We start from the raw sequence: 12,120 nt of genomic DNA, 5'->3' as shown, positions 1-12,120 counted from the left end.
GGCCGCAGCCCGCCAGAGACCGCGTCGGGCACGATGTCGCACCCGAGCAAGTGGCTGATTTATAACGAAAAAATACTTGAGCTTGAACGTCCGCCCGTGGCTTGACGGGCGCGGACCCTCTAACTATGTTGCCGGCGACTTTAAGAAGCGGACGGACGGTGACGGTCTGACCGGGCAGGGGGGTTGCGTGGCCGACAAGAATGGGCCAGACGGAACCGGCAAAACCGGCCGCGGCAAGCAGCATGAAGCCGACATCCGCGACGACGATCTTGAGCGCCGCCGGCGCGACCTTGAAGCATCGCTTGCGACAAGGCGGCCGGACCGGCTCGAGGGGAAAGACGACGGGAAAACGGGCAGTGTGGCCGGGTACGGCCAGGCGCTCAAGCTGTCCAGCGAGTTCATCGCCGGGATAGTGGTCGGTGCGGCTCTCGGCTGGTTTATCGATCGCGTGGCGGGGACATCGCCATGGGGTCTGATAGTCGGGCTGCTGCTGGGTTTTGTCGCCGGCGTGCTCAACGTCCTGCGTTCAGCCGGGCTTGTGTCGGAATTCGGAACGGGCGACAAACCGCGCGATCCGAAAGAATGAATTGAGGCGCCGCATGCCGGCGCATTGAACAGAATGCTGAAGCCGTCTGCGGCTTTGATGGGGATTTAAAGTGGCTGCTGACAAGGTCGATCCGATCCACCAGTTCCAGATCCATCCGATCATTCCGATTCACATCGGCGGCTACGACCTGTCCTTCACCAATTCGGCTCTGTTCATGCTTGCGACGGTTGCTGTCGCATCGGCGTTTCTCTACCTCAGCACGTCGAGCCGCAGCCTGGTTCCGGGCCGCCTTCAGTCGGTCTCGGAAATGGCCTATGAATTTGTCGGCAATATGCTGAGGGACGCCGCGGGAACGCAAGGCATGAGGTTCTTCCCCTTCGTGTTCTCGCTGTTCATGTTCGTGCTTGTCGCCAACCTGCTTGGCCTGTTCCCGTATTTCTTCACCATCACCAGCCACATCATCGTCACTTTCGGCCTCGCTGCGCTGGTGATCGGAACGGTCCTCGTCTACGGCTTCACCAAGCACGGCCTTGGCTTCCTGAAGCTGTTCGTCCCGCATGGCGTGCCGGTCTACCTGCTGCCGCTGGTGGTGCTGATCGAGGTGATTTCCTTCGTCTCGCGTCCGGTCAGCCTGTCGGTTCGTCTGTTCGCCAACATGCTCGCCGGTCACATCACGCTGAAGGTGTTCTCGGGGTTTGTCGTCAGCCTGAGCGCGCTCGGCGCGGTCGGCGTGGCTGGTTCGGTTCTGCCGCTGGCGATGGCCGTGGCGCTGACGGCGCTGGAGCTGCTGGTCGCGTTCCTGCAGGCCTACGTCTTTGCGGTGCTGACCTGCATGTATCTCAACGACGCCCTGCATCCCGGGCACTGACAAGGTTTCCGGCATTGCCGCCGGATCGATTTTGCAACGGAATTTTAGATCCAAAGGAGTTGAACAAATGGACGCAGAAGCAGCAAAGTACATCGGTGCCGGCATCGCATGCCTCGGCATGGGCGGCGCGGGCATTGGCCTCGGCAACATTTTCGGCAGCTATCTGGCGGGCGCGCTGCGCAACCCGTCGGCAGCCGACGGCCAGTTCGGCCGCCTGATCTTCGGCTTCGCCGTGACCGAAGCGCTGGGTATTTTCTCGCTTCTCATCGCGCTTCTCGCTTTGTTCGGCTGAACATTGGGAAGAATTGAACAGGCCGGCCGCGATCCTGCGGCGGGCCTGAATTTCGGGGATAGTCCATGTTCGTGACATCTGCCTTTGCGCAAGAGTCCGCGCCCGCCGTCGAAGGCGGCAGCGCTGGCACCGGCGTGCCTGCCGAGGCGCACGGCACGTTCCCGCCATTCAATCCGGCGACGTACCCCTCGCAGCTTCTATGGCTGGCAATCACCTTCGGGCTGTTTTATCTCTTCTTGAAACGGGTGGTGATGCCGCGCGTTGGCGGCATCATCGACGTGCGCAACGACCGCATTACCCAGGATCTCGACCATGCTGCCCGGCTGAAAAGCGAGGCCGATGCCGCCGTTGCCGCCTATGAGCAGGAATTGGCGGAAGCCAAGGGCAAGGCCAATGCGATCGGCCAGCAGGCCAACGATGCGGCCAAGGCGGAAGCCGAGGCTGCCCGCAAGACGATCGAGGCAGCGCTTGACCAGAAGCTTGGCGAGGCCGAGGCGCGTATATCTTCCATCAAGGCCAATGCCATGAAGGAAGTCGGCACGATCGCCGAGGACACCGCTTCGGCCATCGTCGAGGCGCTTGTCGGCGGCAAGGCCAGCAAGGCCGAAATCGCGGCCGCGGTCAAATCCGTGGCCGGGTGAGGAGCGCATCATGGACGCCACATCTCTCGCGACGCTTTGGGCAACTGTTGCCCTCGTAATCTTCCTCGGCATCGCCATCTACATCAAGGTGCCGGGCATGATCGCCAAGGCGCTTGATGCGCGTGCCGACAAGATCAGCTCCGAGCTCGAGGAAGCGCGCCGGTTGCGCGAAGAAGCCCAGCAGCTGCTTGGCCAATACCAGCGCAAGCGCAAGGAAGCCGAGCAGGAGGCCGCGGCCATCGTCGCCGCCGCCAAGCGCGAAGCCGACATGCTTGCCGCCGAGGCGCACAAGAAGACCGAGGACTATGTCGCCCGGCGCACCGCCTTGGCCGAGCAGAAGATCGGCCAGGCCGAACGCGAAGCGATCGGCGAAGTGCGTGCCAGCGCTGTCGACATCGCGGTCGAAGCCGCGCGGGCGCTGCTGGCCGGCAAGATCGACGCCAAGGCCGGCGCCGACCTGTTCAACGCCTCGCTGCAGGATTTGAAGTCGAAGCTGAATTAAGCGACTTCGACGAGAAATTCATCGAAAGTCGCCCGGGAAACCTGGCGGCTTTTTTGTTGGCGAAAGCGACTGAGCGCGTAATCTCCCCCCTCGAGGGGGAGATGTCGCCAAAGGCGACAGAGGGGGTCGGCACGTCCTGGCGCGACGCCCTATGGAACGAAAGAGAACGTTGGCGCTTCACGCGAGGCGACCCCCTCTGGCCTGCCGGCCATCTCCCCTCGAGGGAGGAGATCCGCGCCTAGCCGCCTTCGCAATGTCAATCCAAATCCGAAAAACCCTCTTCCTCCAGCACCTCGGTGCCGCCGAACCGGAACGGCGCGAAGGAGGCGCGGTGCAGCCGCGCCACTGGCCCGTGCAGATCGATCGCCGTGCGATGGCGGACAGTGGCGTAGCCCATATGCAGCTCGAAGCCGTAACGCGCATGATGGCTGCCGCAGCCGCACATCATGCGGTCGCGCATCACCTTGGCGACGATCGAGGCTGCGGCGATCGACTGCGAGCGCTGGTCGCCCTTGATCAGTGCTTTGCCCTCGCAGGGCAGGCCGGGCGGCACGTCGCGGCCGTCGGCCAGTGCCAGCTTCGGCCGGATTGACAGGCCGGCCACGGCACGGCGCATCGCCTCCAGGCTGGCCTTGAGGATGTTGGAGGCATCGATGCCTTCGGCGCTGACCGAGGCCATCGATACGGCGAGCGCGGAGCCGAGGATTTTCAGGAACAGCGCCTCACGCTGCAAATGCGTCAGCCGCTTGGAATCGTCGAGGCCGTCGGGGATGTTGGCGGGATCGAGCACCACCGCTGCCGCCACCACCGGCCCGGCGAGCGGGCCGCGGCCGGCCTCGTCCATCCCCGCCACCGGCCAAAGGCCTTCGGCCATCGCCCTCGTCTCGAACGAGAAGTCGGGTTTCTCGACGATTTCGAAGAGAAGCGGAGAATCGGAACGCGGGCGAGCCATGGTGCGGCGAGGTTCGCATCGGCTCCGATTCTCCGCAAGTCCCCTCCGGGTCGGGCGGGGCACCGGACCAGGAGGGGGCTACCGTCTGCAAGCCCGGGGACAGGACAGGCCGGACGGGATTTTTCGCCTGCTGCGGCCGCTTCAAGCGGCTGGCGCGAGACGCTTTGTCACAGCAGCATCAGCTGCTCGGTAGCCTTGGCGGCGGGGATGAACTGGTCGGTCCTCAGCGAGCGCCGCTCGGCGTTGAGGCCGAGCCGTTTGGCAGCGATCTCGAAACGCCGGCCGATCTGCCAGGCATAGGGGCCGGAGCCTTTCATGCGCTTGCCCCATTCCGAATCGTAGTCCTTGCCGTCGCGCATCGAACGGATCAGCGACATGACGTGGCGATAACGATCGGGATAATGGCGCAGCAGCCAGTCCTTGAAGATCGGCGCGACCTCCAGCGGCAGGCGCAGCAGCACATAGCCGGCTTCACGTGCCCCCGCTGCCTGCGCCGAATCGAGGATGCGCTCCATCTCCGGGTCGGTCAGTCCGGGGATGATCGGCGCAACCATCACCGAGGCCGGAATGCCGGCGTCTGAAAGCTGCCTGATCGCGTCCAGCCGCTTGGTCGGCGTCGACGCGCGTGGCTCCATGGTGCGCGCCAGCATGCGGTCAAGCGTCGTCACCGACAACGCCACCTTGGCCAGCCCGCGTTCGGCCATGCGCGACAGAATGTCGATGTCACGCGTCACCAGCGCCGATTTGGTGACGATGCCGACCGGATGGCCGCGCGCCTCCAGCACTTCGAGGATCTCGCGCATGATCCGGTATTGCTTCTCGATCGGCTGGTAGGGATCGGTGTTGGTGCCGATGGCGATGGTGCGCGGCTGGTAATTATCCCTGGACAATTCCTTGTCGAGCAGCCGCGCCGCATCCGGCTTGGCAAACAGCTTCGATTCGAAATCCAGCCCCGGCGACAGCCCCATGAAGCTGTGCGTCGGCCGCGCGAAACAATAGACGCAGCCATGTTCGCAGCCACGATAGGGGTTGATCGAGCGGTCGAAGGAGATGTCGGGCGATTCGTTGCGCGTGATGATGGTGCGCGGCTTCTCGACCTGTACCTCGGTCTTGAACGGCGGCAGCTCCTCCAGCGAATTCCATCCATCGTCGAACACATGCCGGCTGACCGGCTCGAAACGGCCGGACGGATTGATGCCCGCCGACCTGCCGCGGTTGCGGTCCGGACGGACACGCATGCCGCTCTGCTCGATCATCGCATTCGCCATTTCGGCCCTGCCAGCGCCGAAGGCTGCAATATCGGCACGCACGATCTGTTCCATCTTGGCCCTTTCCCAGGGACTGTCCGCCCGCTGTCGAATCGCTCTGCTCATGAATGTATTCCTATCGTATCGATGAGAACAAAGCAAGAACTTTCTCGCGGTGCGCCGCAAAAACTGGCGCTGCCCACCGCTTTCCGCTATTCGGCTAAACATGCTCAGCGTCCTGATCGAAACCCTGAATGACGAGGAGGGCCTTGCCCGCACGCTCGCCTCGCTGATCGGCGGCGCGGTCGAAGGCGTGGTGCGCGACGTTCTCGTCTGCGACACCGGCTCGACCGATCAGACGCACCGCGTCGCCGAACATGCCGGCTGCCACTATGTCAGCGGCGGCATCGCCGCCGGCATCAGGCAGGCCAAGGGCGACTGGCTGCTTTTGCTGGAACCGGGCGCGCGGCTGGGGGAGGGCTGGATCGACGAGGTCGTCGCCCATACCGCCAGGCAAACCATGGCGGCGCGGTTCTCGCGGGCACGCGGCAGCCGCGCGCCGTTCCTGTCGCGCGTCTTTGCCGGAAATCGCGCTCTCGCCGAAGGCCTGGTGATCAGCAAGCGTCAGGCCGCGGCGCTGTCAAAGAACGCCCGCAGCGCCGAAGCGATCGCCCGCGGCCTGGCGACCAGGAGGCTCCACGCCGAGATCTGGGTCGCGCCGCGGAAGTGACGGCTTACCGTCCCGGTTATGGGAACTCCGCCCAGACAAATTTTCTGGCGGGTCGTCGCTTATTGTGCATTGCACAAAATCTGGCCGGGGGTTACCATTTCCGGCGATACGGGCGAATGGGTTTGGGGTGTGCCGGAGCGGTGACGACGACTGTCGTCGATGCTGTTCCCTCGATATTTTGAGGACCCCGATGACCCTTTCAAGCCCTGACAAGTCCGGCGCCGCAAGCCTCGAGGCGATCGCACGAAACGGCGGCATGCTGCGCCGCATCGCCGCCCGCATCCCGACCTATCTTTCCGACCTTCGCGAGAATCCGGCATGGCTGCCGATGTTCATGCTGGCCCGCACCATGCCGGCGCGGCGCCTGCACTGGCGCGGTGCGAAGCCGGTTCCACCGGCGCGCAATGTCGGTGAAACGATGTTCGCCGGCGTCGATCGCGATGCCGTCGTCGGCGCCCTGCGGACGGAGGGGCTCTATTCGGGCCTGATGCTGCCGGCCGCCATCCATGAGGAGATCGCCCGCTTCGCCGAGCGCACGCCATGCTTCGGCAATTTCGACCGCCGGCTGGAATTCCTGCCCGAAAAACACACCGATGCCGAAAAGCATTTCAGCCGCCCGCTGCTCAGCGGTCACTATTTCGAACGGGTCCTCGACTGCAACGCTGCGGTCGCCGTGCAGCGCGATCCGCTGCTTCTCGATATCGCAGCGCACTATCTCGGCAGCCAGGCCAAGCTGATCACCACCCGCGTCTGGTGGAGCTTTCCGACCGGTGGCGTCTCGGACGCCGACAAGAACATGGCCTCGCTCGGCAAATACCATTTCGACCTCGACGACTGGCGCATGCTGAAATTCTTTTTCTACCTGGTGCCGGTCGACGCCGACACTGGGCCGCATGTCTATGTCCGCGGCTCCCACAACCGCCGCATCCTGAAGCATCAGCTGACGCTGCTGGTCGGCCATTCGGCGGAAGAGGTGCTGGGCGTCTACGGCGAGCAGAGCCCGGTCACGCTGACCGGGCCGGCCGGCCTCGGCTTTGTCGAGGATCCGTTCGGCTTCCATATGGGCACCGTGCCGACGCGCACGCCGCGGCTGATGATGGAAGTCGGCTTCGGCGTCTCGCCGCCGTCGCGCCGGCGTTTTCACGGCGAGCCGGTCATTCGCTAAACCGAGGTCGCTTGGCTGATACCTCGGTTCTCAGCCGCGCCGCAAATGCTCGTCCAGCCGCGGCATGATCTCGACGAAGTTGCAGGGCATGTGCCGATAGTCGAGCTGCGGCTTCAAGATGCCGTCCCAGGCGTCCTTGCAGGCGCCGGGCGAGCCCGGCAGCACGAAAACGAAGGTGGCGTTGACGACGCCGCCGGTTGCCCGGCTCTGGATCGTCGAAGTGCCGATCTTGTCGTAGGAGATGCGGTGGAACACTTCGGAAAAGCCGTCCATGCGCTTTTCGAAGATCGGCTCCAGCGCTTCCGGCGTCACGTCGCGGCCGGTGAAGCCGGTGCCGCCGGTGGTGATGACGACATCGATCGCTCCGTCCCTTGACCAACCCAGGACCTTGTCGCGGATCTTGTAGCGGTCGTCGGTGACGATGTCGCGGGCGGCCAGGACATGGCCGGCCTCGGCAATGCGGTCGGCCAGCGTCTGCCCGGATTTGTCGTCGGCGAGGCTGCGCGTATCGGAAACGGTCAGTACCGCGATGCGCACGGGAACGAAGGGGCGGCTCTCGTCAATCCTGGCCATGGGCGTCAGCCTCCGATGTCACGCTTCGCGTCGCCGCGACAAACCAGTCGGGATGGCGGCCGCGGATATCGACGGCCGCGCGCTTGGCCACATTGCCGGTCTCGAACAGCCCGAAGCAGGTGGCGCCTGAACCGGACATCCTGGCAAAACCGGCTCCGGCCTTGTTGAGCACGGAAAGCGCCTTGCCGATGGCGGGCTGGATTGCGCGCGCCGCAGGCTCGAGATCGTTGCGGGTGATCTCCAGCCAGTTGCGGATGCTGTGGAAGTCGAGGTTGCGCGGCAGCGGCGGCAGCCCCGCATTGTCGCGGCGGCCAAGCGCCTCGAACACGTCGGCCGTCGAGACGGCAGTGCCGGGATTGACGAGCACCAGACCCAGCGCCGGGAAACCCGGCACGAGCGTCAGCTCGTCGCCGATGCCGCGGGCTATCAGCGGCTTGGCTGCGAGGCACATCGGCACGTCGGCGCCGAGTGACAGGCCGATCCGCGCCAGTTCGGCATCGCCGATGTCGAGCCTCCAGGTCCGGACCAGGGCGCGCAGCACAGCCGCCGCATCGCTCGACCCGCCGCCGACACCGGACGCGACCGGCAGGTTCTTTTCGAGCCTGATGGCGACAGCCGGTGCGTGCTGGGGACCGGCCTCGCGCCGCAGTGCATCGCGCGCTCTCACCACCAGATTATTGTCGTCGACCGGCACCGCGGAGGCGTATTTGCCGGACATGGAAAACCCATCGCTGTCGGCAAGTTCCGTTTCGATGCGGTCGCCGAAGCGCGTGAACACAGCCAGGCTTTCGATCGTGTGATAGCCGTCGGCGCGCTGGCCGGTGACGTGCAGCGCGAGATTTATCTTGGCGTGCGCATGCGAAACCCGGATGCCGGCCTCGGCGTTCACTGGCTCGGCCGCGAGGGGGACGACGGTCAATCCTTGGCCAGACGGTATTCGCCGGTCTTCGGGTCCTTGACCAATGTTCCCATTGTACCGTTGGCGGCCTGCTTTTCGGTACGCCGCACCTTGGCGGTCACACGCTCGGCTTCCCTGACGAAGGAGCGGTAGCCGAAATAGGCGGCAATGCCGACGACGGCGAAGAAAATGATCTGCGGCATGTCAAACTCCTCCCTCGCAAAGCCGGCAAGGCCGCCGGTCGGGTCGGTTGATGATTAATGCTAGACGCTTTCACCGGCTTTTCAAAGCCCGAAGCGCGCCCACAGCGCGCGCTCTTCCGCCGCATCGATGACGCCGCTTGCCGCGGCGGCGGCGACATCGGGCGCCGAAAAGCTCGAGCCGAACAGGCCGAAGCGGCCGAACAGGCCGCGCGGCGCGGTGATCAGCTTGAGCTGGGTTTTCGGCCCGAAACGGCTCTTCAGCACGCTGCGCATGTCGCCGAGCGCATCGACCAGCCCGAGTTCAAGCCCCTTCTTGGCCGTCCAGAACAGGCCGGTGAACAGGTCGGGATCGTCCTTGAGCTTGCTGCCGCGCCTGTCCTTGACGAGGTCGATGAAGGTCTCGTGGACCTCCAGTTGCAGCGCCTTCAGGCGCTCGACGTCCTCCTTCTTTTCCGGCTTGAACGGGTCGAGCACCGCCTTGTTCTGGCCGGCGGTGTGGACGCGGCGCTCGATACCGATCTTCTTCAACAGCTCCGGAAAGCCGAACGAGGCCGACACCACGCCGATCGAGCCGACGATGGAGGACGGGTCGGCAAAGATCTCGTCGCCGGCGACCGCAATCATGTAGCCGCCCGACGCCGCCACGTCCTCGACGAAAACCAGGACCTTCTTGTTCTTCTCGCTCGCCAGGTCGCGGATGCGCCTGAAGATCAGCCGCGACTGCACCGGCGAGCCGCCTGGCGAATTGATCGAGATGGCGACCGCCGGCGCGTCGAAGGAAAACAGCTTTTCGAGAAGGCCGGCGGTGGAAGCGAGCGACAGGCTCGGCCGGAACTGGCCGCCGCCGGGCATGATCGTGCCGTGCAGCCGGATGACCGGAATGGTGACGACGGCGGAGCGCCAGGATTTCGGCAGCAGGCGGTTGAAAAGGCGTTTCACGAGGGGGCGGTCTCCGGTCGATTTGCTTGAGGCATGTAGGAATTCGCCGGCCAACGGCAATGCCGTCACCCCGGCAATCAGAATGGATCAGTCTCCGAACAGCGACGCCAGCCCGTTATTGATCAGCTCTGCCCGCTCCGAAGGGCCATTGCCTGAATAGGCATGCAGCATCACCGGTGGTTGGATCGACAGTTTGCCGCGTGCGCCGAGTGCTGCCCGGACGACGATGCGGATCGCCGCCGCTTCGGGGCGAGGATGGACGGCCAGCATCTCGGCATCGCCGAAGCGGCCGGCGATGGCATCGAGGATGGCGCCGAGCTGTTCCGGCCGGGCGATGACGGCCAGCCCGCCGCCCGGTCTGACCACCGCGGCCGCGCTGCGGATCCAGCTGTCGAACAGCCCATCCTCCGAGACATGCGCGGCCTTTCTCAGCGGATCGGGCGTCGCGCGATCCTCGGCGGCATTGAACGGCGGGTTCATGATGACGAAATCGAAGCTGTTGTCCTCAAGTCCGGCGGCCGTTCGCGCCCGGCCCGACAGCGCGACATCGGCGACGAGCACCGAGGCGCGGTCGCTGAGATGCGCATTGCCGGGATGGGCAAGCGTGGTGGTGGCGAAGGCCGCCATTCCCGGGGAACGCTCGACGAGCACGGCCGCGGCCCCGGGGCAGCGCGACAGGACCGCCAGGCCGGCCGCACCAGCGCCCGCGCCAAAATCGGCAAGCCGCCCGGCGAAGGAGGACGGCACGGCAGCCGCCAGCATCATCGCATCCATGCCGGCGCGGTGGCCTGCCTTTCTCGGCTGAACCAGCCAGAAGCGACCGCGATGAAAGGCATCGACCGTATGAGCCGGCATGTCCGGGACAAGGGCAGCGGGCGACGCGGACATTATTTTTGGCGGATCTCGTTGGCGATGCCGGCATCCGTCAGGATGCGCCGCGCCGCATCGGCCTTGTCGGCGTCCACCATGACACGGCGGGGCAGGATGCCGATCGAGCCGTCGAGGACGCTCATGTTCTGGTCGGCGACGAAACAGCCGATGCCGGCATCGCGCATGAGCGATTCGACAAACGAAATGATGACGGCGTCGTTGGTGCGGATGAGCTCTATCATCGGATTAGGGCCATGATCTATCGATATGGTCGAAATGGCGCCTGAAACGGCAAGAAGATGCGAGGAGAAGCGTGAAGGTCGGGGTCTTTCCCCCGGCCGAGCGGTTCGACGACGCAGCTTGCAGCCGTTTCGGCGTCCGGAGGATGTGGTCCATCTGCCCGGCTACTTTGTCGCGAAGGACTTGAAAGCCGAATGGCTTCCTGCGCCTTCGCTCCGCGTATCCGGACAGATGGCCTCACACCATTTCGATCATATCGATAGATCATGGCCCTAAACTCGCAGTTTGCGGCGTTGATGTAAACGTAGGCGTGATCATGTACCAGAGCCGGCGCGCCAATTCGCCTCTTGCCGCAGCAGTGGGTGACACCCTAGAGTCTGTCCAGGGACCATGTTGCCGTCGTGCATATCGAGGTTGGGAGTTTTGCCGTGGGTGTCGTTCTCAACATTGAAAACGGGAAGCGCGAAGCCGCCTCGATAAAGGACCTCATCGACCTGACCGCGGCCGACATGGGGCGCGTCAACAAATTGATCCTGTCGAAGGCCGGCTCCGATGTCGAGATGATCCCGGAGATTGCCAACCATCTGATCTCGTCGGGCGGCAAACGGCTGCGGCCGATGCTGACGCTCGCCGCCGCCCAGATGTTCGGCTATTCCGGCGACGGCCATGTCAAGCTCGCCACATCGGTCGAATTCATGCATACCGCGACACTTCTCCACGACGACGTCGTCGACGAAAGCGGCATGCGGCGCGGCAAGAAGACGGCGCGTATGATCTGGGGCAACCAGGCCAGTGTTCTGGTCGGCGATTTCCTGCTCGGCCAGGCCTTTCGCATGATGGTCGATGTCGCCTCACTGGAAGCGCTCGACATCCTGTCCAGCGCCGCTTCGGTCATCGCCGAAGGCGAGGTGATGCAGCTTGCCGCCGCCAAAAACCTCGAGACCACCGAGGACGAGCATTTCGCGGTGATCAAGGCCAAGACCGCGGCGCTGTTCTCCGCTGCCGCCGAGGTCGGCCCGGTCATCGCCCAGGCGACGCGCAATGATCGCGCGGCACTTCGCTCCTACGGCATGAATCTCGGCCTTGCCTTCCAGCTGATCGATGACGCGCTGGATTACGGCGGCACCAGCAAGGATCTCGGCAAGAATGTCGGCGACGATTTCCGCGAGGGCAAGGTGACGCTGCCGGTGATCCTCGCCTATCGGCGCGGCACCAAGGCCGAGCGCAGCTTCTGGAAACGCGCCATCGAGGACAATGCGGCCGACGATGCCGGGCTGGAAAAGGCCATCGGCCTGATGCTCCGCCACGGGGCGATTGCCGACACCATCGGGCGCGCCCGCCATTTCGGCGAGATAGCCCGCGACGCGCTGGCGCCGCTCGAGGCGACGCCGCAGAAGTCTGCACTGATCGACGTCATCGATTTCTGCATCAGCCGGGTGAATTGACAGGCGTC

16 protein-coding genes are annotated in these 12,120 nt (G+C 64.6%); 8 read left to right on the top strand and 8 right to left on the bottom strand.

Annotation, left to right across the window (positions count from 1 at the left end; all coding sequences use genetic code 11):
• The first annotated feature begins 187 nt into the window (after positions 1-187).
• The 5 genes from NKH30_RS01250 (at position 188) to NKH30_RS01230 (ending at position 2,850) form a co-directional block, all read left to right on the top strand.
• Positions 188-586 carry an AtpZ/AtpI family protein gene (locus NKH30_RS01250; protein WP_352473359.1) on the top strand — a complete coding sequence of 133 codons (399 nt, stop codon included), beginning with the start codon at positions 188-190 and terminating at the stop codon, positions 584-586.
• A 70-nt stretch (positions 587-656) separates the two neighbouring features.
• Positions 657-1,415, top strand: a complete 759-nt coding sequence (locus NKH30_RS01245) for a F0F1 ATP synthase subunit A (RefSeq protein WP_352473358.1) — start codon at positions 657-659, stop codon at positions 1,413-1,415.
• Between the two features lie 67 nt (positions 1,416-1,482).
• On the top strand, positions 1,483-1,707 hold the full coding sequence (locus tag NKH30_RS01240; protein ID WP_006206606.1) for a F0F1 ATP synthase subunit C: 225 nt from the start codon (positions 1,483-1,485) through the stop codon (positions 1,705-1,707).
• A 65-nt stretch (positions 1,708-1,772) separates the two neighbouring features.
• Positions 1,773-2,348, top strand: a complete 576-nt coding sequence (locus tag NKH30_RS01235; RefSeq protein ID WP_352449932.1) for a F0F1 ATP synthase subunit B — start codon at positions 1,773-1,775, stop codon at positions 2,346-2,348.
• Positions 2,349-2,358: 10 nt separating this feature from the next.
• A complete protein-coding gene (locus NKH30_RS01230; RefSeq protein ID WP_023674071.1) occupies positions 2,359-2,850 on the top strand; it encodes a F0F1 ATP synthase subunit B in 492 nt (163 codons plus the stop codon).
• 256 nt (positions 2,851-3,106) lie between these two features.
• Here the strand turns inward: NKH30_RS01230 and rnhB are convergent, their stop codons facing one another.
• Complete coding sequence (rnhB, locus tag NKH30_RS01225) at positions 3,107-3,802, bottom strand: ribonuclease HII (protein ID WP_352470693.1); 696 nt, start codon at positions 3,800-3,802, stop codon at positions 3,107-3,109.
• A gap of 167 nt (positions 3,803-3,969) precedes the next feature.
• Positions 3,970-5,124 carry a PA0069 family radical SAM protein gene (locus NKH30_RS01220; RefSeq protein WP_352470712.1) on the bottom strand — a complete coding sequence of 385 codons (1,155 nt, stop codon included), beginning with the start codon at positions 5,122-5,124 and terminating at the stop codon, positions 3,970-3,972.
• A gap of 151 nt (positions 5,125-5,275) precedes the next feature.
• Between NKH30_RS01220 and NKH30_RS01215 the strand changes: the two genes are divergently transcribed.
• Together NKH30_RS01215 and NKH30_RS01210 are read left to right on the top strand one after the other, a co-directional pair.
• On the top strand, positions 5,276-5,779 hold the full coding sequence (locus NKH30_RS01215; protein WP_292664385.1) for a glycosyltransferase: 504 nt from the start codon (positions 5,276-5,278) through the stop codon (positions 5,777-5,779).
• 190 nt (positions 5,780-5,969) lie between these two features.
• Complete coding sequence (locus NKH30_RS01210; protein ID WP_352470692.1) at positions 5,970-6,944, top strand: phytanoyl-CoA dioxygenase family protein; 975 nt, start codon at positions 5,970-5,972, stop codon at positions 6,942-6,944.
• Between the two features lie 30 nt (positions 6,945-6,974).
• On the opposite strand, the gene moaB is transcribed toward NKH30_RS01210, so the two are convergent.
• The 6 genes from moaB to NKH30_RS01180 form a co-directional block, all read right to left on the bottom strand.
• Entirely contained in the window at positions 6,975-7,517 is a 543-nt protein-coding gene (gene moaB / locus NKH30_RS01205; RefSeq protein ID WP_352993872.1) for a molybdenum cofactor biosynthesis protein B, read from the bottom strand.
• The gene (locus NKH30_RS01200) at positions 7,504-8,406 is read right to left on the bottom strand and encodes a 4-(cytidine 5'-diphospho)-2-C-methyl-D-erythritol kinase (protein ID WP_352470711.1); all 903 of its coding nucleotides are present in this window, start codon (positions 8,404-8,406) and stop codon (positions 7,504-7,506) included. Before NKH30_RS01200 ends, moaB begins: the two co-directional genes overlap by 14 nt.
• Positions 8,407-8,432: 26 nt before the next feature.
• Complete coding sequence (locus NKH30_RS01195; protein ID WP_023674078.1) at positions 8,433-8,618, bottom strand: membrane protein; 186 nt, start codon at positions 8,616-8,618, stop codon at positions 8,433-8,435.
• A gap of 81 nt (positions 8,619-8,699) precedes the next feature.
• Positions 8,700-9,557: a S49 family peptidase gene (locus tag NKH30_RS01190; RefSeq protein WP_352470690.1), complete on the bottom strand. Its 858-nt coding sequence runs from the start codon at positions 9,555-9,557 to the stop codon at positions 8,700-8,702.
• Between the two features lie 87 nt (positions 9,558-9,644).
• The gene (locus NKH30_RS01185) at positions 9,645-10,445 is read right to left on the bottom strand and encodes a tRNA1(Val) (adenine(37)-N6)-methyltransferase (protein WP_352993870.1); all 801 of its coding nucleotides are present in this window, start codon (positions 10,443-10,445) and stop codon (positions 9,645-9,647) included.
• Complete coding sequence (locus tag NKH30_RS01180; RefSeq protein WP_023674082.1) at positions 10,445-10,669, bottom strand: putative signal transducing protein; 225 nt, start codon at positions 10,667-10,669, stop codon at positions 10,445-10,447. The genes NKH30_RS01185 and NKH30_RS01180 overlap by 1 nt, the downstream gene beginning before the upstream one ends.
• Before the next feature lie 426 nt (positions 10,670-11,095).
• Between NKH30_RS01180 and NKH30_RS01175 the strand changes: the two genes are divergently transcribed.
• Positions 11,096-12,112: a polyprenyl synthetase family protein gene (locus NKH30_RS01175; protein ID WP_254818409.1), complete on the top strand. Its 1,017-nt coding sequence runs from the start codon at positions 11,096-11,098 to the stop codon at positions 12,110-12,112.
• The last annotated feature ends 8 nt before the right edge of the window (positions 12,113-12,120 follow it).

Source organism: Mesorhizobium sp. M1273, assembly GCF_040318195.1.
Classification (GTDB): Bacteria; Pseudomonadota; Alphaproteobacteria; order Rhizobiales; family Rhizobiaceae; genus Mesorhizobium.
This window is presented reverse-complemented; position numbering and strand designations above follow the sequence as displayed.

Coding starts and splice junctions, on each gene's coding strand:
- NKH30_RS01240 (WP_006206606.1), top strand. CDS start 1,483: ATGGACGCAGAAGCAGCAAAGTACATCGGTGCCGGCATCGCATGCCTC.
- NKH30_RS01235 (WP_352449932.1), top strand. CDS start 1,773: ATGTTCGTGACATCTGCCTTTGCGCAAGAGTCCGCGCCCGCCGTCGAA.
- NKH30_RS01230 (WP_023674071.1), top strand. CDS start 2,359: ATGGACGCCACATCTCTCGCGACGCTTTGGGCAACTGTTGCCCTCGTA.
- rnhB (WP_352470693.1), bottom strand. CDS start 3,802: ATGGCTCGCCCGCGTTCCGATTCTCCGCTTCTCTTCGAAATCGTCGAG.
- NKH30_RS01220 (WP_352470712.1), bottom strand. CDS start 5,124: ATGGAACAGATCGTGCGTGCCGATATTGCAGCCTTCGGCGCTGGCAGG.
- NKH30_RS01215 (WP_292664385.1), top strand. CDS start 5,276: ATGCTCAGCGTCCTGATCGAAACCCTGAATGACGAGGAGGGCCTTGCC.
- NKH30_RS01210 (WP_352470692.1), top strand. CDS start 5,970: ATGACCCTTTCAAGCCCTGACAAGTCCGGCGCCGCAAGCCTCGAGGCG.
- moaB (WP_352993872.1), bottom strand. CDS start 7,517: ATGGCCAGGATTGACGAGAGCCGCCCCTTCGTTCCCGTGCGCATCGCG.
- NKH30_RS01195 (WP_023674078.1), bottom strand. CDS start 8,618: ATGCCGCAGATCATTTTCTTCGCCGTCGTCGGCATTGCCGCCTATTTC.
- NKH30_RS01185 (WP_352993870.1), bottom strand. CDS start 10,445: ATGTCCGCGTCGCCCGCTGCCCTTGTCCCGGACATGCCGGCTCATACG.
- NKH30_RS01180 (WP_023674082.1), bottom strand. CDS start 10,669: ATGATAGAGCTCATCCGCACCAACGACGCCGTCATCATTTCGTTTGTC.